This window comes from Geodermatophilus sp. URMC 61 (assembly GCF_052931555.1).
In genome coordinates this window covers 1460962-1477693 of the sequence record NZ_JBRFHZ010000002.1, presented here as the reverse complement: position 1 = coordinate 1477693, position 16732 = coordinate 1460962, and the positions used below count along the sequence as shown (strand labels likewise).

The window sequence follows — 16732 nt, the reverse complement described above, 5'->3', positions numbered from 1 at the left end:
GGCCGGACGGCACGATGGAGTCCGTGACCGGAGTGGGACGAGCGACGTGACGGCAGCGGCACGGCCCCAGGTGTCGCCCTATGCGGTGTTCGACCGCGACTCGTGGCGTGCGCTGGCGGCGGGCAGCTCGCTGCCCCTCGACGCGACGCAGCTCGAGCAGCTGGCCAGCCTCGGCGACCGGATCGACCTCGACGAGGTCGCGACGGTCTACCTGCCGCTGGCCGGGCTGCTGCGGCTGCACGTCGAGGCCAGCCGGCGGCTGTGGGCGGCCCGCAGCGAGTTCCTCGGCGACTCGACGGCCAAGGTGCCCTACGTCATCGCGGTGGCCGGCAGCGTCGCCGTCGGCAAGAGCACCACCGCTCGGCTGCTGCAGACCCTGCTGGCGGCCGGCCCGGGCAACCCGCGGGTCGACCTCGTCACCACCGACGGGTTCCTGCTGCCCAACGCCGACCTGGAAGCGCGTGGGCTGCTCGGGCGCAAGGGCTTCCCGGAGAGCTACGACCGGCGGGCGCTGCTGCGCTTCCTGGCCGAGGTCAAGTCCGGCCGGGGGCAGGTCAGCGCGCCGCTGTACGACCACCAGGCCTACGACGTCGTCCCCGGTGCCCGGCAGGTCGTCGACCGCCCCGACATCCTCATCCTGGAGGGGCTCAACGTGCTGCAGGCCGGCCGCCGGGCCGACGGCCGGGCGCCCGAGGTCTTCCTGTCGGACTACTTCGACTTCTCCGTCTACGTCGACGCCGCCGAGACCGACATCCAGCACTGGTACGTCGAGCGGTTCCTCGCCCTGCGGCGGACGGCGTTCGCCGACACCAGCGCCTACTTCCACCGGTTCGCCGACCTGACCGACGAGCAGGCCCGCCAGACCGCCCTGGGCATCTGGGCGGCGGTCAACGGCCCCAACCTGCGCGACAACATCGCGCCGACCCGCTCGCGCGCCCGGCTGGTGCTGCAGAAGGCCGCCGACCACGAGGTCCGCCGGGTCCTGCTGCGCAAGATCTGACGCCGCGGGCCCCTCGCCACAGCTGTGGTCCTCGCCTTTGGCGTTGTGTTCATGCGCTAGTTGGGGATAACGGTTGAGTGGGACGACTCGCACCCGTCGGCCGGTCGACCACGGGGTCGTCGCCCTCGCGGTGGCGCGTCACCGCGCGTCGGCGGCGACAGGCCCATGGTCGACCCGGCCGCGGCCGCGCCCCTGTCGCGACGTCCCCGCCGCGGTTCACGGCGCGCCAAGCGGGCGCCGGCTCTCGTCCCCCCGGTGGTGCCGTGCACCGCGGCGGTGACAACGGGGCGGGACGCGGAGGACGACGCCCCCTCCCCCGCGATGGCCGGGCCTCTTCTCTTTGTCTGCGAGGCGCCAGTTGGGAATAACGGACGTAGGGACGTCGCGTGGAGGCTGCGGCGCCGGTCGACGACCGGCGCCGCAGCCTCCACGACCGTCAGCCCACCCACGGACCTGACCGCCCAGGACGCCCCCCGCCCGCAGAGCCGGCGGCGACGTCCCCGGCCGTCGTCAGGCCGGGGCGCCGGCGGGGACGGCGTCGGCCGCCGTCCCCAGGTCGTCGGGCGCACCCTCGCTGCGGTCCGGGACGTGCGCCGACGGCTCGGGAGCCGGCTCGGGCTCGGCGAAGGCCTCCGGCGACGGGCAGGAGCAGACGAGGTTGCGGTCGCCATAGGCCTGGTCGATCCGGCGCACCGGTGCGAGGTAGCCGCGGCCGCGCAGCCCCGGCACCGGGTACACGGCGGCCTCTCGCGGGTACGGCCGCTCCCACTCCCCCGCCACCATCGCGAGGGTGTGCGGCGCGTTCCGCAGCGGGTTGTCGGTCCGGTCGTACTCCCCGGTGGCGACCTTCTCGATCTCGGCGCGGATGGCGACCATGGCGTCGACGAAGCGGTCCAGCTCGCCCTTGTCCTCGCTCTCGGTCGGCTCGACCATCAGCGTGCCGGCGACCGGGAAGCTCATCGTCGGGGCGTGGAAGCCGAAGTCGATGAGCCGCTTGGCGATGTCGTCGTTGGTGACGCCGGTGGCCTTGGTCAGCGGCCGGATGTCGAGGATGCACTCGTGGGCGACGAGCCCGTCAGCGCCGGTGTAGAGCACCGGGAAGTGCTCGCGCAGCCGGGCCGCGACGTAGTTCGCGGCCAGGATCGCGTGCTCGGTGGCCTGCAGCAGCCCGTCCGGTCCCATCAGCCGCAGGTACGCCCACGAGATGGGCAGGATGCCCGCCGACCCCCACGGTGCCGCCGAGACCGTCGGGCCCTGCGTGCCGGTGTCGACGAGCGGGTGACCGGGGAGGAACGGCACCAGGTGCTCCCGGACGCCGATCGGCCCCACGCCGGGGCCGCCGCCGCCGTGCGGGATGCAGAAGGTCTTGTGCAGGTTCAGGTGGCTGACGTCGGAGCCGAACCGGCCGGGCTTGGCCAGGCCGACCATCGCGTTGAGGTTGGCGCCGTCGACGTAGACCTGACCGCCGGCGTCGTGCACCGCGGCGCAGATCTCCTGGATGTCGGCCTCGAACACGCCGTGCGTCGACGGATAGGTGATCATGATCGCGGCCAGCCGCTCGGCGTGCTGGTCCACCTTGGCGTGCAGGTCCGCGACGTCGACGTTGCCGGCCTCGTCGCAGGCCACGACCACCACGCGCATGCCGGCCATGACCGCGCTGGCGGCGTTGGTGCCGTGCGCCGAGGACGGGATCAGGCAGACGTCGCGGTGCGCCTCGCCGCGGGAGCGGTGGTAGCCGCGGATGGCCAGCAGCCCGGCGAACTCACCCTGCGAGCCGGCGTTGGGCTGCACGCTGACCGCGGCGTAGCCGGTGACCTCCGCCAGCGCGGTGCACAGCTCGTCGATCAGCTGCCGGTAGCCACGGGCCTGCTCGACCGGGGCGAACGGGTGCAGCTGGGCGAACTCCGGCCAGGTGATCGCGGCCATCTCCACCGCGGAATTCAGCTTCATCGTGCAGGACCCGAGCGGGATCATCGTCCGGTCCAGCGCGAGGTCCTTGTCCGACAGCGAGCGCAGGTAGCGCAGCAGCGCCGTCTCCGACCGGTGCGCGGAGAAGACCGGGTGGGTGAGGAACGGGGTGCGGCGACGCAGCTCGGCCGGCAGCGCGTCCGCGCCGCCGTCGGTGAGCGCCGCCCTGCCCTCGGCGGTGTCGTCCGCCGGCACCCCGAAGGCCTCGGCGACCGCCCGCAGGATCTGCACGGTCGTCGTCTCGTCGCAGGCGACGCCGACGGTGTCGGCATCCACCAGCCGCAGGTTGATCCGCCGTTCGGCCGCGGCGGCGACCACCTGTGCGGCGCGGCCGGGGACCCGGGCCTGCACGGTGTCGAAGAACCGGTCGTGGACGACCTCCACGCCCCCGGCGCGCAGCCAGCCGGCCAGGGTCTGCGCGCTGCGGTGCACGCGCGCGGCGATCGCCGTCAGCCCCTCCGCCCCGTGGTAGACGGCGTAGGCGCCGGCCATGACGGCGAGCAGCACCTGCGCGGTGCAGATGTTGCTGGTCGCCTTCTCCCGGCGGATGTGCTGCTCGCGGGTCTGCAGCGCCAGCCGGTAGGCGACGTCCCCGTCGGCGTCGACCGACACGCCGACCAGTCGGCCGGGCAGCTGCCGGGCCAGGCCCTCGCGCACGGAGAGGTAGCCGGCGTGCGGCCCGCCGTACCCCATGGGGACGCCGAAGCGCTGGGAGCTGCCGCAGGCGACGTCGGCGCCCCACTCCCCTGGCGCCTCCAGCAGCGTCAGCGCCAGCAGGTCGGCGGCGACGACGACCGCGGCACCGGCCTCGTGCGCGGCGGCGGCGAGCGCCCGGTGGTCGCGGACGGCCCCGCTGGCCCCCGGGTAAGACAGCAGCACACCGAACGCGCCGGCCTCGGGCAGGTCGGTGGGCCAGCCGGCGGAGAGGTCGGCGACGTGCAGGTGGATGCCCAGCGGCTCGGCGCGGGTGCGCAGGACGGCGAGGGTCTGCGGCAGCGTGTCGGCGTCGACGACGAACACCGCGTCGGCCTTGGCCCTACCGGCGCGGCGCACCAGGGTCATCGCCTCGGCCGCGGCCGTGGCCTCGTCGAGCATCGACGCGCCGGCGACCGGCAGGCCGGTGAGGTCGGCGACCATCGTCTGGAAGTTGATCAGCGCCTCGAGCCGGCCCTGGCTGATCTCGGGCTGGTAGGGCGTGTAGGCGGTGTACCAGGCCGGGTTCTCCAGGATGGTGCGCTGGATGACCGCCGGGGTGACCGTGCCGGAGTAGCCCAGACCGATCATCGAGGTGTAGACCTCGTTGGCCTCGGCGCGTTCGCGCAGCAACCGCAGCACCGTCGCCTCGTCGGCGGCCGGCGGCAGGTCCAGCGGCGTGCGGTCGCGGACCCCCTCGGGCACGCAGGCGTCGACGAGGGCCTCCAGCGTCGGGTGACCGACGGTGGCGAGCATCGCCCGAGTCTCGTCGGCTCGCGGGCCGATGTGCCGGGCGGCGAAGGACCCGGCGGGGTCCAGCGCAGCGAGTGCGGGCAGGGGCTCAGGAGCACGGTCCGCCATTACCACGACGCTACCAGCGGCGGAGAGGGCGGCGAGATCGGCGCCGACATCGCCGGCCCGGCGGCCGCCACCGCGGTCAGGTGCCGTCCCGGGCCGGCGTGGAGGCGCTGCGCCCACCCGTCGGGACCCGGCTGACGCCGGCTCACCCGGAGATGCGCGAGGGCATCCGGGCGACGCGGGTGCCCTCGCGTCGGGGGAGCCTCCCTAGACCGCGGCGCGGCGGCGGCGGCGCGCCGCGAGCTCGTCGTCCGCGGTGTGCAGCGGGGCGCCGTCGAGGCGCTCGGCCGGCAGCTCGGCGAGCTCGCCGGAGAGCTCGCGCAGGGCGCCGGAGACGGCGATGCCGAAGACGCCCTGGCCGCCGGCGAGCAGGTCGACGACCTCCTCGGCGGACGTGCACTCGTAGACGGTGGCGCCGTCGGAGAAGAGGGTGACGTTGGCGAGGTCCTTGATGCCGCGGTTGCGCAGGTGGTCGACGGCCCTGCGGATGTTCTGCAGCGAGACGCCGGTGTCGAGCAGCCGCTTGACGACCTTGAGCACCAGGATGTCGCGGAAGGAGTACAGCCGCTGGGTGCCCGAACCGGTCGCGCTGCGCACCGACGGGGCGACCAGGCCGGTACGGGCCCAGTAGTCGAGCTGCCTGTAGGTGATGCCGGCAGCGGCACACGCCGTCGGGCCGCGGTACCCGACGAGGTCGCTGTCGACCTCGTCGTAGGACGGCGCGCCCACGGCAGCGTCGCTGAAGAGCTGACCCTGGGAGCCGTTGCTCTGGTCGCTCACGTCAGCGTCCTCCTCTGCTCCCGCAGCTGACGCCGCGGTCCCCGCGGTGCTGACCGGGACTCGGGTCGCTGCAGCTCGGCTGCCGCTCGGGTCGCCAGTGTCACACCGCTGTTGTTCGCCGACCGTAAGCCGGGCCCCGAGGCCGGTCAACTGAGGAGGGCGGCGTGTCGCAGCACTCACCCATCGGAGGGGTATCGGCGCTCGGGGACGCCTCCTTGACCCGGACCGACCCTCGACCTGTGCTCGACCGCCGCACGCGCCCCTGCCGTCACAGCAGTCACACCCGCACCGGCCCCGTGGCCGCCCCGGGACGCCGCACCGAGCGGGGGCCTCCTCCTGCGCTGGACGTGGCGGACGGCGGCCCCCTTCCAGGGCCCCGCCGCGAGCGGAGGCGGGCGAGGGGTCCTCTCAGGCCGGGCCGCTGCCGCCCGAGCCGGAGCCGGCGCCGAAGTCCTCCGGGGAGATCTGGTCGAGGAACTCGCGGAACTTCTCGACCTCGTCCTCCTGCTCGTCGGGGATCTCGATCCCGACCTCGTCGAGCAGCTCCTCGGCGCCGTAGATGGGCGCGCCGGTGCGGACGGCGAGTGCGACGGCGTCCGACGGGCGGGCGCTGACCACCCGCTCGTCGCCGAACACCAGCTCGGCGATGTAGATGCCGTCGCGCATCTCGGTGATGTTGACCGCCTCGAGCGTCGCGCCGAGCGCGCGGATGACGTCCTTGAGCAGGTCGTGCGTCATCGGCCGGGCCGGGCGCACACCCTGCTGCTCGAAGGCGATCGCCGCCGCCTCGACCGCACCGATCCAGATGGGCAGGTACCGCTCGCCCTGCGTCTCCTTGAGCAGCAGGATCGGCTGGTTCCCGGGCAGCTCGACCCGGACGCCGACGACTCTGAGTTCCTGCACGGTGGGGCTCCCTCAGCTGCGGCCCGAGGACGGGCGGTGGATCGGTACGGGCGGCTGGTGGACGACGGCTCGGCGCCGGGGCCGTGGGCTCAGGGCCCGACCCCGACCACGGTACGCCCGTGTCAGGGGCGCAGGAGATCCCTCAGACGCGCCTCCAGCAGCGCACCGTGCAGCTGCGCGGAGAGGGCGGCCAGCTCCCGCAGCTTCTCGGTGGCCCGGTTGCGGGCCTCCTCGGAGCGGGCCCGCAGCACCGGCGCGACCAGCTGCTCCACCAACCCGGCCTCGCGCTCGGCGCCGTTCTGGTAGACGCGCAGGTGCCGCGGCTCGATCCCGTGCCGGGCCAGTCCCGCCGCCGCCCGCGCGATCGGCAGGTCGGCTGCCGGGTGCCGTCCCTCGGCGTCGGGGGTCAGCAGCCCGAACTGCACGCAGTCGGCCAGCTGCCCGGCCTCCAGGCCGGACGCCCGGGCGAACTGCTCGCCGGTCAGGCTGCCGGTGTCGGCCTCCTCCCCGGGCGGCGGCGCGGCCGGCGGCGTGCCGCCGGGCAGCGGCTCGCCCCGGTCGAGCGCCTCGAGGTGCTCCTTGATGACCCGCAGCGGCAGGTACTGGTCGCGCTGGGCGGCCAGCACGTAGCGCAGCCGGGCCACGTCGGCCGAGGAGAACTTCCGGTAGCCCGAGGGCGTGCGCTGCGGGTGCACCAGATCCTCGGACTCGAGGTAGCGGATCTTGCTGATCGTGACGTCGGGGAAGTCCTCGCGGAGCACGGTCAGCACCTCGCCGATGGTGAGGCGCGGTGTGCGCGGGCCGTCGGGCTCCCCGGACGCGTCGGCGCGCGAGGGCCCGGCGTTCACGCCGCCGTCCGTGCCGCCGGCACCGTCCCTGTCCCCCTGGCTGCGCGCCGGCTCACGCGCCGGCGGGCTCGCCCGTGCGCGGGCCGGTCAGGTAGACGAGGCGGAACTTGCCGATCTGCACCTCGTCCCCCCCGGCCAGCGTCGCGACGTCGACCGGCTCGCGGTTGACGTAGGTGCCGTTGAGGCTGCCGACGTCGTGCACCGAGAAGCCGCCGCCCTCGCGGTGGAACTCCACGTGCCGGCGGCTGACGGTGACGTCGTCGAGGAAGATGTCGCTGTCGGGGTGGCGGCCGGCGGTGGTGACGTCCTGGTCGAGCAGGAAGCGGCTGCCGGCGTTCGGGCCGCGCTTGACGACCAGCAGCGCCGAGCCCGCGGGCAGCGACTCGACCGCGCCGGCGTGGGCGTCGGCCTCGGTGACCTCGGGGGTCTCGGCGGAGTCCTCGCCACCCACCTTGGGGATGACGCTGGTGGACTCGCCGGTCCGCTCCTGGGACAGCGCCGCGCCGCACTGCGCGCAGAAGCGACTGCCCTCGGGGTTGTTGTGGCCACAACGAGTGCAGTGCACGTCTGTCTCCTCCGGTGCAGGGGTGGCACCGCCGCGGACCTGGGTCTGGCCGCGGGCGGCCGGCGGACGACGGGCCGGACAGCCCGTCGCGGGTCGGTCGCCGCGTCGAGCACGGCGGGCCGTGGGTCATGGAACCAGCGGCCGACCCGAGGGTCAACCGAACGTACAGGGTGAGGCTCAGCGGTCGGTCGACGGCCTCCGCGGCGCCCCGGTCGGCAGCATAGTGATGGCGGCCGGGTCCGGGGCCACCGCACCGCGGGCCGGCGCGCGGGTCAGCTCGCCTCGACCAGCGCCTGGTAGGCGGCGGCGTCCATGAGGTCCGCGGTGGGGTCGCCGCCGTCCCCGGCGACGGTGATCTCGACCAGCCAACCCGCCCCATAGGGGTCGGCGTTGATGGTCTCGGGGGCGTTCTCGAGGGCCTCGTTGACCGCGGCCACGACGCCGGGGACGGGCGCGTAGACGTCGGAGACCGACTTGGTCGACTCCACCTCGCCCATGGGGGTGCCGGGCGCGACCTCGGCGCCGACCTCGGGCAGCTGCACGAAGACGATGTCGCCGAGCGCGTCCTGGGCGTGGTCGGTGATGCCGACCCGCACGACGGTGCCCTCGCCTCCACCCGGTTGCAGCATGGCCCACTCGTGCTGCTCGGTGTAGCGGCGGTCGTCGGGCGTGGTCATGCAGCGGCTCCTCGTCGGTGAGGTGGGTGGGGTCCGGCAGGGCGTCATCCGCCGTCGTCGGTGTCGGGCTGAGCGTATTGAGGGCGGTCGAGCTGCCGCAACGCGTCCACGACGACGGTCTCGGACTGCTCGATGCCCACGCTGCCGCCCTGCCGGCCCACCCGATCGACCACGCCACCGGGGATGTTCATGGCCGTCTCCAGGTCCTGCGCCGAGCCGATGACCCGGATCTCGTAGGGGCTGTCGACCTCCACGCCGTCGACCCGCAGGGCGCCGGGTTCGCCGGTGACCGCCGTCGACACCCCGACGCGGACGCCGTCGATCTGCATCGTCTCCGCGCCGGCGCCGCGCAGTTCCTGGACGGCGTCGAGCAGGTCGGCGACCCGCACCCGGCCCTCGGGGTCGCGGATGGTCATGACCAGCCCCGGGCCCTCGGCGGCGACCGTGCCGTTGAGGATGTCGAGGGCCTCGGCGCGTTCCTGGGCCGCCTGCATGGCGGCCTCGGACTGGCTGTCGTCGTTGGTCAGCTCCCGCAGCGCGGCGCGCTGGTCGGCGATCTGCTGGCGCAGCCGGTCCTCGCGGGCGTCGAGGTCGTCGAGGATGCGGACCAGGTCCTCCTCGCGGAGGGTCGAGTAGTCCTCCCCCGTCCCCGTGGTGCGCACCTGCACGGCGAAGGCGAAGCCGAGCAGCAGGGTGAGGACCCCGATGAGCGCAGCCGCCAGCGGGTCGCGCCGGCGCCGCGGCGTCCCGGGGCCCTGCTGCGCCGGCCGGGCGGCGGTCTCCGGGGGCTCGGTGGGCCGGTCGCCGGCGTCCGCGGCGGGCGCGGGGGTGTCCAGGTCGGGGGCGTCGTCCCCGGGGTGGAGGTCGTCCACCGGCCGCCCGTCGGGCTCGGGGCGCTGCGGGTCGTTCATGCCCGGAACACGTGCCGGCGGATGGCCGCGGCGTTGCCGAAGATGCGGATGCCGAGGACGACGACCACCGCGGTGGACAGCTGCGCGCCCACCCCGAGCTGGTCGCCGAGGAACACCACGAGCGCGGCGACCACGACGTTCGACACGAACGAGATGACGAACACCTTGGCGTCGAAGATCCCGTCGAGGCGGGCGCGGAAGCCCCCGAAGACCGCGTCGAGGGCGGCGACCACGGCGATCGGCAGGTAGGGCTGCAGCCACAGCGGCACGGTGGGGTCGAACACCAGGCCGAGCACGATGCCGACGGCCAGGCCGAGGATCGGGATCACGGTCAGCCCCCCGGCGCGGGCTCGGGCGCCGGGGCGGGCGCCTCGGACACCGGGACGGCGGATCGGAGCTCGGGCGGACTCCCGGCGGGCAGGGACAGCTCGTCCTCCTGGGCGAACTCGAAGCGCAGACCGTAGGTCTCGGAGATGACGGCCAGGGAGTTGACCTCGGGGCTGCCCAGGAAGCGGCTGCGCAGGCTCCCGGGGTCGCCGACGGCGCTGACCAGGTAGGGGTTGGCGACCGGCCGGAAGTCGACCAGGACCGCCTCGCCGGCGAAGCGGATCGCCGTCGTCGGGCCCAGCCGCTGGCCGTTGATGCTGATCGCCTCGGCGCCGGACGCCCACAGCGCGTTGACCACCAGCTGCAGGTCCCCGTCGCGCACCTGGCCGCGGGGGTCGGCCTCCGTCGTCCCGCCGACGGGGTCCTCGTCGGCGTCGGGCTCGGCGTCGGCGAGGGTGACCAGCAGGCCGGGGCCGCGGACGGGGAGGGCCGCGGCGGTCAGCTCGGCGTCCTCGAGCCGGTCGAGGACGCGCTGCCCGACGGCGGTGGCGGCCAGCGCGTCGGCCCGGGCGGCGGCGACCTCGGCGCGCACCCCCTCGAGGTCGGCGGCGAGCCGGTCGGTGGTCTCGGACTCCCCCTCGATCTCGGCGACCAGCGCCGAGCGCACCTCCTCGCGGCCCTGCGCGCCGGCGGCGGCCTGGTCGTAGGTGACCACGGCCAGCAGCCCGGCGAGGACCAGCACGAGGGCGACGGCGAGCTGCCCGCGGCGCTGCCGTGACGGCGGCGCCTCATCCCCCGCGGCGCGGGCCTCGCGGGCACGCGCGGCCTGGGCGTAGGCGGGGTCGAGGGTCTCGGCCAGCACCTGGTCGAGCAGCGAGGCGCCCAGCGACCGCGGCCCGCCGCCGCGCTGCACCGTCGTCACGGGTCCGCCCGGTCCGCCCGGTCGGCGCGGACCAGCCCGGCGACCTGGACGACGTAGAAGACGCCGGCCAGCACGTACAGCCCCCCACCCCAGATGGTGAGCGCCCAGGCAACCGGCTGGGCCACGGCCGCGACCGGGCCGTCGCCGTCGGCGAGCAGCAGCAGCGGGAAGGCGTAGAGCAGGATGAAGGTGGCCGCCTTGCCCAGGTAGTGCACCTGCAGCGGCGGGTAGCCGTGGACGCGCAGCACCAGCAGCGCCAGCCCCAGCACCACCTCGCGTCCGACCAGGACGGCGACCACCCACAGCGGGACGACCTCGCGCAGCACGAAGGCGATCAGCGTGGCGACGATGTACAGCCGGTCGGCGGCAGGGTCGAGCAGCGCGCCGAGCTTGCTGGACTGCCCGAGGGCGCGGGCCAGCTTGCCGTCGAGCCAGTCGGTGGCGCCGGCGACCATGAGCACGACCACGGCCCACCCGTCGGCCTGCGGCCCCAGCAGCAGCCAGAGGAACAGCGGGACGCCGAGCAGCCGCAGCACCGAGAGCGCGTTGGGCAGGGTCCACACCCGGTCGGGCAGCACGTTGCGGTCGGGCAGGGCCGGCGCGCTCGCCCCCGTCCGGGCCGACGCGGCGGCCGACGGCCCGTTCGACGACGTCACGACACCTCCGCACCCGCTGGACACCGGCCCCGAGGCTAGTGTCCCGCTGCGACACTCCCGCGGGCCGACACTCCCCCGAGGCCCGCGCCCTGGCCGGCGGCCCCCTGCAGGGTCCCGCCGGCGCCGTCCGGAGGCTCGTCGCGAACCTGCGAGCGGGGAGGACGGCGGCCCCCTGCAGGGCGTCCGTCCTCAGGCGGGCACAGCGGTCAGGGACGCGGGCGCCGGCTCGTAGCCCATCGGCCGCCGGGTGAAGCTGCCGGTGCCGTGCGACACCGAGCGCAGCGCCCCGGCGTAGCCGAGCAGCTCGACCTCGGGCACCTCGGCGCGCACCGTCGTCCGGTCGCGCTCGGGGTCGGCGTCGCTGCCGGTGACCCGCGCCCGCCGTCCGGACAGGTCGCTCATCACCGCACCGACGTACTCCCCCGGCACCGCCACCTCCACCTCGCACCACGGCTCGAGCACCCGGGTGCCCGCGGCGGCCGCGGCCTCGCGGACGGCGAGCGCGCCGGCGGACTGGAACGCCGCGTCCGAGGAGTCCACGGAGTGCGCCTTGCCGTCGACGAGGGTGAAGCGGACGTCGACGATCGGCCGGTCACCGTTGACGCCCTTCTCCGCCTGCGCGCGGATGCCCTTCTCCACGCTGCCGTGGTACTGGCTCGGCACGGTGCCGCCGACGATGCGCTGCTCGAAGACGACGCCGGAGCCCGGCTCGCCCGGCTCGGCCTCGACGACCACGATGGCGTACTGGCCGTGCCCGCCGGACTGCTTCACCAGCCGGCCGGTGACCCGCGCCGACCCGGCCAGGGTCTCCACCATCGGCACCCGCACCGGCACGGTGTTCACCGCGACGCCGTGCCGGGAGCGCAACCGTTCCAGCAGCACCTCGGCGTGCGCCTCCCCGACGCACCACAGCAGCAGCTGCCCGGTGTCGGGACGGCGTTCGAGGCGGACCGTCGGGTCCTCCGCGACCAGCCGGGACAGGGCGGTGGCCAGCCGGTCCTCGTCGGCCCGGGACGCCGCCTCGACGGCCACGGGCAGCTGCGGGGTCGGCAGGTCCCACGGGGGGACCAGCCGCGGGTCCTCGGGCGAGGAGAGGGTGTCCCCGGTCTCGGCCGCGGCGAGGCGGGCGACGGCGCAGATGTCGCCCGCCGGGCAGGCGGCGACCGGGCGGAGGGTCGCCCCCAGCGGCGAGCTCACCGCCCCGATCCGCTCGTCGACGTCGTGGTCGGGGTGTCCGCGGTCGGCCATGCCGTGCCCGGAGACGTGCACCGCGGTGTCCGGGCGCAGGGTGCCGGAGAAGACGCGGACCAGGGAGACCCGGCCGAGATAGGGGTCGGTGGTCGTCTTGACCACCTCGGCGACCAGCGGCCCCTCCGGGTCGCAGGACAGCCCGGGCGCCGGGGAGCCGTCGGGCCGGGTCACCGGTGGGCAGCCGTGCTCCATCGGGCACGGGAAGCCGTTGACCAGCAGGTAGAGCAGCGCGTCCATGCCGATGCCCTGCAGCGGGGCGGCGCAGAGCACCGGGTGGAAGTGGCCCCGCGCGACCGCGGTCTCCAGGTCGTTCATCAGGTCGCCCTGGACCAGCTCGTCACCGGCGAGGTAGCGCTCCATCAGCGCCTCGTCCTCGCTCTCGCCGATGATGCCCTCGATGAGCTCGCTGCGCAGCCGGTCGGCGTCCGGGGCCTCGGCGCCGGGCTGGAGCAGGTTGACCACGCCCGTGACGCTGCCGTCCGGGCCCCGCTCGACGAGGTGGACGGGGTAGACCCCGGTGCCGAGCATCGTCTGGCACAGCCGGACGGTCTCCTCGACGTCGGCGCGGGCGCGGTCCAGCTGGGTGATGACCACCGCGCGCGGCATGCCGACCGCCGCGCACTCCTCCCACAGCTGCACGGTGCCCGCGTCGACGCCGTTCACCGCGGAGACGACGAACAGCGCGGCGTCGGCCGCGCGCAGGCCGGCCCGCAGCTCCCCGACGAAGTCCGGGGAGCCGGGGGTGTCCAGCAGGGTGATGCGGTGCCCGTCGTGCTCGACGGTGGCCACGCCGAGCGACACCGAGCGCTGCTGGCGGACCTCCACCTCCTCGCTGTCGAGACAGGTGGTGCCGTCCTCCACCCGGCCGGCACGGTTCAGGGCGCCGGTGGCGACCAGCAGCGCCTCGGCGAGGGTCGTCTTGCCCGCGGCCGCGTGACCCACCAGGGCCACGTTGCGCACCTGCTCGGCCGGCCGCGGGCTCGGTGCGGCGACGGTCTCCTTGGCCACGCCGCTCAGCCGTTCGCCGGCTCGGGGACGACGGCGCAGGTGCCCGCCGGGTAGAAGACACCGGTGTGCCCGTCGGGGTCCCACCGGACGACATAGGGCGGCCCGCCGCCCTCCCCCCGCACCTCGAGCACCCGGCCGGTGCGCTCGGCTTCTCCCTGGTGGGTGGAGTGGACGACGATCCGGTCTCCGACACGTGCTTGCACGACGACCTCCTGGCAGCTGCCCCCGTAGGTGTGCTGTGGGTCACAGCCTGCCTCCGGGGGCGGGGCCGATCAAGGGACCCGGCGCCCCTCCTCTGCGTCGACCGCGGCGGTGTGCGACAGGATCGCGTCGGCCAGCAGGGCCACCACGGCGGCGGGCAGCGCGTGGCCCATCCCCGGGACGGTCCGCAGGCGCGCCGAGCCGATGACCGCGGCCAGGTGCTCGGCGTGCGGCGGTGGGTTGACCGGGTCCTCGGGCGCCTCGACGACCAGGGTCGGCACCCGGACGGCGGCCAGCTCGGCCCCGCGGTCGAGCCCGGACGGGTCGGCGAGGGCGTGCGCGACCGGGGTGCGGGAGCTGCCGCTGTGCGCGACGACGCGCTCCTCGATCGCCCGGAACTCGGCGGGGTCGAAGGGGACGCCGGTGCCGTTGAGCAGCCGCCAGTGCTGCACCCGCCAGGCGAGCTCGGCCTCGGGGTCGCGCTCCTCGCCCATCGAGGCCCAGTACTCGAGGACGTGCGGAGCGGGGCCGGGCAGGTCGCTCTCCCCCGCCACGTCGGCCAGGCCGCTGCCCAGCGCGGAGGTGGCGAACACGGTGGCGCTGCGCAGCCGGTCGGGGTGGTCGAGCAGCAGCAGCTGCACGAGCGTGCCGCCCATCGACATGCCCACGACGTGCGCCCGGTCGACGCCGAGCCCGTCGAGCAGGCGGACGGCGTCGGTGGCCAGGTCCCGGACGGCGTACGGCGCGCTCCCGTACGCGCGGGTGGAACGGCCGGTGTCGCGGTGGTCGTACCGGACCACCCGGTGCCGCCGCGCCAGCCGGTCGACCAGCGCCTCGGGCCAGACGAGCCCGCTGGCGTTGGCGCCCATCACGAGCAGCAGCGGCGTGCCGGCCGGGGAACCGCGCTCCTCGGCCCACAGCTCGATGCCCGGCGCCACGGGGATGCGGTGCTCCATGCAGGGCAGCCTGGCGCGCGCGTCCGGCCCCCGTCGACCGCGGTCCGGGGCGGTGCCCATGCTGGTCGCATGACGAGCCCCCAGCACGCGGCCGGCCGGGACCAGGAGAGCGAGCTCGCCCACGCCGTCCCCCGGGAGGCCGCCGACGGGCCGCCGCCCTGGGTCGCCGTCTGCGGAGCCCCGGTCGCGGTCGTCCAGGGCAGCTGGGCCGGGCGGCGCGGCCTGGGCTCGGCGTCGCCCTGCCCGGAGTGTGCCCGACGCGCGTCGAGCTGACGCTCGTCCTCCGGCGCGGTCCGGCCGGGCCTCTCGTCGCGGCCGCGCAAGTTGGGGATAACGGTAGATTGCGCGGTGTCGGCGGGTGCGGCTCCCCGTCCCCGCAGACCGGACCCGTCGGCGGACGACGCCGGCCGGCGCACCTGCAGCGATGGACCCCGTGCTGGCGCTCGGCCGCAACGGCCTCGCAGGGGCACGTGGCCGACGGGCAGCTGGTCTACGCGGTCGCAGGGGACGGCGGGCGGCTGCTGGTCGCGCTCGACCTCGCCGACTCCCTCGCCGACTGACCCGGTGGCGTCGCGGAGGCCGGGCCCGCGGGGCGCGGGGTTGCCCACGCCGGGGGGACCGTGTGCACTGACGGCGGCTCGCCGTGGGCCCCACCGGGCGGGCTCCCCCTGCCCGTCGAGGAGACCGGACGTGACGCGTCGAGCGAGGCCCGGGATCCAGGACGAGCTGCTGCGCCTGCTGCGGCCGCCGGTGCGCCGGCGGACGGAGCCCGTCAGCGAGCGGGTCGCCCCCACGCTGGCCGACATCGGCGACGCGATGGCCGGCCGGAGGGCCGATGAGGTCCTCGCCGCGCTGGACGCCGCGATCCGGGAGGCCGGCGCGACCCCCGACACGGCGGCGCTGCGCGAGTTCGCCGCGCAGATCGAGGCCGGCGAGAACCCCTTCAGCTGAACGCGGCGAGCCCCGTCCCGAGGCTCGCCGCGAGCCTGGGAGCGGGGAGGACGGGGTCCGCCCTCAGGAGGCGCGGAAGAGGTCGCGGCGGGCCTGGCGGACGAGGACGTCGGCGGCCTCGCTCTCGGCGTCCCCGCGGCCGGCGATCAGCGCGGCGAGGTCGTCCCGCTCGCTGACGGTGGCGTAGTCGGCGAGCTCGCGCTGCAGGGCGCGGCGGGCGCGCCGCTCGTCCTGGCGGCGGCGGAGCCACCCCGTGAACCCGAGGTCCGGCGTGGTGGCGGCGATGGCGAACGAGGTGCCCTGCATGGCGGTCTCCGTGGGGCTGTGCTGGTCGATGTCTCCTCTCCCATGATCCGCCCATCCCCTTGGCAGATCTCGCTGGCGCACTGTGAGTGTCCCCACCACGGGTGGGCAGATGTGGCCGACACCACGGGCCCCCGGAGGTCCGCTGGGGCACAGGTCGTGCCGAAGCTCCGGCACGCGGGCGGTCAGCGGCCGACGAGCGTGGTCTCGAAGTCGTAGCGCGACGCGCGGTAGACGTGCCGGCCGTACTCGACGGGCGCGCCCTGGTCGTCGAAGGCGGTGCGCTGCATGGTCAGCAGCGCCGTGCGGGGCGGCTCCTCGAGCAGCCGGGCCTCCTCGGCGCGGGCCAGCCGCGCGCCGATGCGCTGGTGGGCGACCCGCAGGTGCACGCCCTGGGCGCGCAGGTACTGGTAGAGCCCGCGCTCGGTCAGCTCCTCGACGGTCGGGTGGAACCGGCCCGGCAGGTGGTTGGTGAGCAGCGCCAGCGGCTCCCCGCGCGAGCGGCGCAGCCGCCGCACCACGACGATCTCGTCACCCTCGGCCACGTCGAGCTCCTTGGCCACGTCGGCCGAGGCGGCGACCCGCTCCAGGGACAGCACCTCGGTCGTCGGTGCCTCCCCGGACCGGGAGAGGTCGTCGTAGAGGCTGGTCAGCTCCACCGAGCGGCGCACGTGCGGCTGGATGACCTGGGTGCCCACGCCGCGCTTGCGGACCAGCAGCCCCTTGTCGACCAGCTCCTGCACCGCCCGCCGCACGGTCGGCCGCGACAGCCCGTAGCGCTGGGCCAGCAGGATCTCGTTCTCCAGGCGCGAGCCGGCCGGGAGGTCGCCCCCGGTGATCGCACCCTCGATGGCCTGGGCCAGCTGGAAGTACAGGGGCGTGGGGCTGGAGCGGTCCAGGTCGATCGTCAGCACAGGGCCTCCTCCGGTGCGGGGCCACGGCGGCTCGGCGGCT

General features: G+C 75.4%; 18 protein-coding genes. 3 read left to right on the top strand and 15 right to left on the bottom strand.

Translation table 11 applies throughout. The features are described 5' to 3' along the window. Window positions 1-46 precede the first annotated feature (46 nt). Window positions 47-1000 (top strand): type I pantothenate kinase, encoded by a 954-nt coding sequence (gene coaA, locus ACU610_RS06880; protein ID WP_446766964.1) that lies wholly within the window; start codon window positions 47-49, stop codon window positions 998-1000. 510 nt (window positions 1001-1510) lie between these two features. Here coaA and gcvP read toward each other — a convergent pair. The 13 genes from gcvP to ACU610_RS06815 all read right to left on the bottom strand — a co-directional run bounded on the left by gcvP (window position 1511) and on the right by ACU610_RS06815 (window position 14524). After that, on the bottom strand, window positions 1511-4522 hold the full coding sequence (gene gcvP / locus ACU610_RS06875; RefSeq protein ID WP_446766963.1) for an aminomethyl-transferring glycine dehydrogenase: 3012 nt from the start codon (window positions 4520-4522) through the stop codon (window positions 1511-1513). A 204-nt stretch (window positions 4523-4726) separates the two neighbouring features. Continuing rightward, the gene (locus ACU610_RS06870) at window positions 4727-5299 is read right to left on the bottom strand and encodes a MerR family transcriptional regulator (RefSeq protein WP_446766962.1); all 573 of its coding nucleotides are present in this window, start codon (window positions 5297-5299) and stop codon (window positions 4727-4729) included. A gap of 408 nt (window positions 5300-5707) precedes the next feature. Continuing rightward, the gene (locus tag ACU610_RS06865) at window positions 5708-6202 is read right to left on the bottom strand and encodes a bifunctional nuclease family protein (protein WP_446766961.1); all 495 of its coding nucleotides are present in this window, start codon (window positions 6200-6202) and stop codon (window positions 5708-5710) included. A gap of 122 nt (window positions 6203-6324) precedes the next feature. Beyond that, window positions 6325-7050 (bottom strand): transcriptional regulator FtsR, encoded by a 726-nt coding sequence (ftsR, locus tag ACU610_RS06860; protein ID WP_446766960.1) that lies wholly within the window; start codon window positions 7048-7050, stop codon window positions 6325-6327. Between the two features lie 52 nt (window positions 7051-7102). Then, window positions 7103-7615, bottom strand: a complete 513-nt coding sequence (gene odhI / locus ACU610_RS06855; RefSeq protein ID WP_446766959.1) for an oxoglutarate dehydrogenase inhibitor Odhl — start codon at window positions 7613-7615, stop codon at window positions 7103-7105. 272 nt (window positions 7616-7887) lie between these two features. Continuing rightward, on the bottom strand, window positions 7888-8292 hold the full coding sequence (gene gcvH, locus ACU610_RS06850; RefSeq protein ID WP_446766958.1) for a glycine cleavage system protein GcvH: 405 nt from the start codon (window positions 8290-8292) through the stop codon (window positions 7888-7890). A 44-nt stretch (window positions 8293-8336) separates the two neighbouring features. After that, the gene (locus tag ACU610_RS06845) at window positions 8337-9203 is read right to left on the bottom strand and encodes a DUF881 domain-containing protein (RefSeq protein WP_446766957.1); all 867 of its coding nucleotides are present in this window, start codon (window positions 9201-9203) and stop codon (window positions 8337-8339) included. Next, entirely contained in the window at window positions 9200-9532 is a 333-nt protein-coding gene (locus ACU610_RS06840; RefSeq protein ID WP_091214231.1) for a small basic family protein, read from the bottom strand. The genes ACU610_RS06845 and ACU610_RS06840 overlap by 4 nt, the downstream gene beginning before the upstream one ends. A gap of 2 nt (window positions 9533-9534) precedes the next feature. Then, window positions 9535-10452 (bottom strand): DUF881 domain-containing protein, encoded by a 918-nt coding sequence (locus ACU610_RS06835; RefSeq protein ID WP_446766956.1) that lies wholly within the window; start codon window positions 10450-10452, stop codon window positions 9535-9537. After that, on the bottom strand, window positions 10449-11108 hold the full coding sequence (locus ACU610_RS06830; RefSeq protein ID WP_446766955.1) for a CDP-alcohol phosphatidyltransferase family protein: 660 nt from the start codon (window positions 11106-11108) through the stop codon (window positions 10449-10451). Before ACU610_RS06830 ends, ACU610_RS06835 begins: the two co-directional genes overlap by 4 nt. 189 nt (window positions 11109-11297) lie before the next feature. Further along, complete coding sequence (locus tag ACU610_RS06825; protein WP_446766954.1) at window positions 11298-13367, bottom strand: elongation factor G-like protein EF-G2; 2070 nt, start codon at window positions 13365-13367, stop codon at window positions 11298-11300. A gap of 5 nt (window positions 13368-13372) precedes the next feature. After that, on the bottom strand, window positions 13373-13570 hold the full coding sequence (locus tag ACU610_RS06820; RefSeq protein WP_446766953.1) for a DUF1918 domain-containing protein: 198 nt from the start codon (window positions 13568-13570) through the stop codon (window positions 13373-13375). A 69-nt stretch (window positions 13571-13639) separates the two neighbouring features. Further along, window positions 13640-14524, bottom strand: a complete 885-nt coding sequence (locus ACU610_RS06815; RefSeq protein WP_446766952.1) for an alpha/beta fold hydrolase — start codon at window positions 14522-14524, stop codon at window positions 13640-13642. Between the two features lie 69 nt (window positions 14525-14593). Here ACU610_RS06815 and ACU610_RS06810 point away from each other — a divergent pair, with 69 nt between their 5' ends. Both ACU610_RS06810 and ACU610_RS06805 read left to right on the top strand, forming a co-directional pair. Further along, complete coding sequence (locus tag ACU610_RS06810) at window positions 14594-14797, top strand: hypothetical protein (RefSeq protein ID WP_446766951.1); 204 nt, start codon at window positions 14594-14596, stop codon at window positions 14795-14797. A gap of 417 nt (window positions 14798-15214) precedes the next feature. Continuing rightward, window positions 15215-15475 (top strand): hypothetical protein, encoded by a 261-nt coding sequence (locus ACU610_RS06805; RefSeq protein WP_446766950.1) that lies wholly within the window; start codon window positions 15215-15217, stop codon window positions 15473-15475. Between the two features lie 63 nt (window positions 15476-15538). Here the strand turns inward: ACU610_RS06805 and ACU610_RS06800 are convergent, their stop codons facing one another. Both ACU610_RS06800 and ACU610_RS06795 read right to left on the bottom strand, forming a co-directional pair. Next, window positions 15539-15781: a hypothetical protein gene (locus tag ACU610_RS06800; RefSeq protein ID WP_446766949.1), complete on the bottom strand. Its 243-nt coding sequence runs from the start codon at window positions 15779-15781 to the stop codon at window positions 15539-15541. A gap of 182 nt (window positions 15782-15963) precedes the next feature. Next, entirely contained in the window at window positions 15964-16692 is a 729-nt protein-coding gene (locus ACU610_RS06795) for a GntR family transcriptional regulator (protein WP_446766948.1), read from the bottom strand. Window positions 16693-16732: the final 40 nt, after the last annotated feature.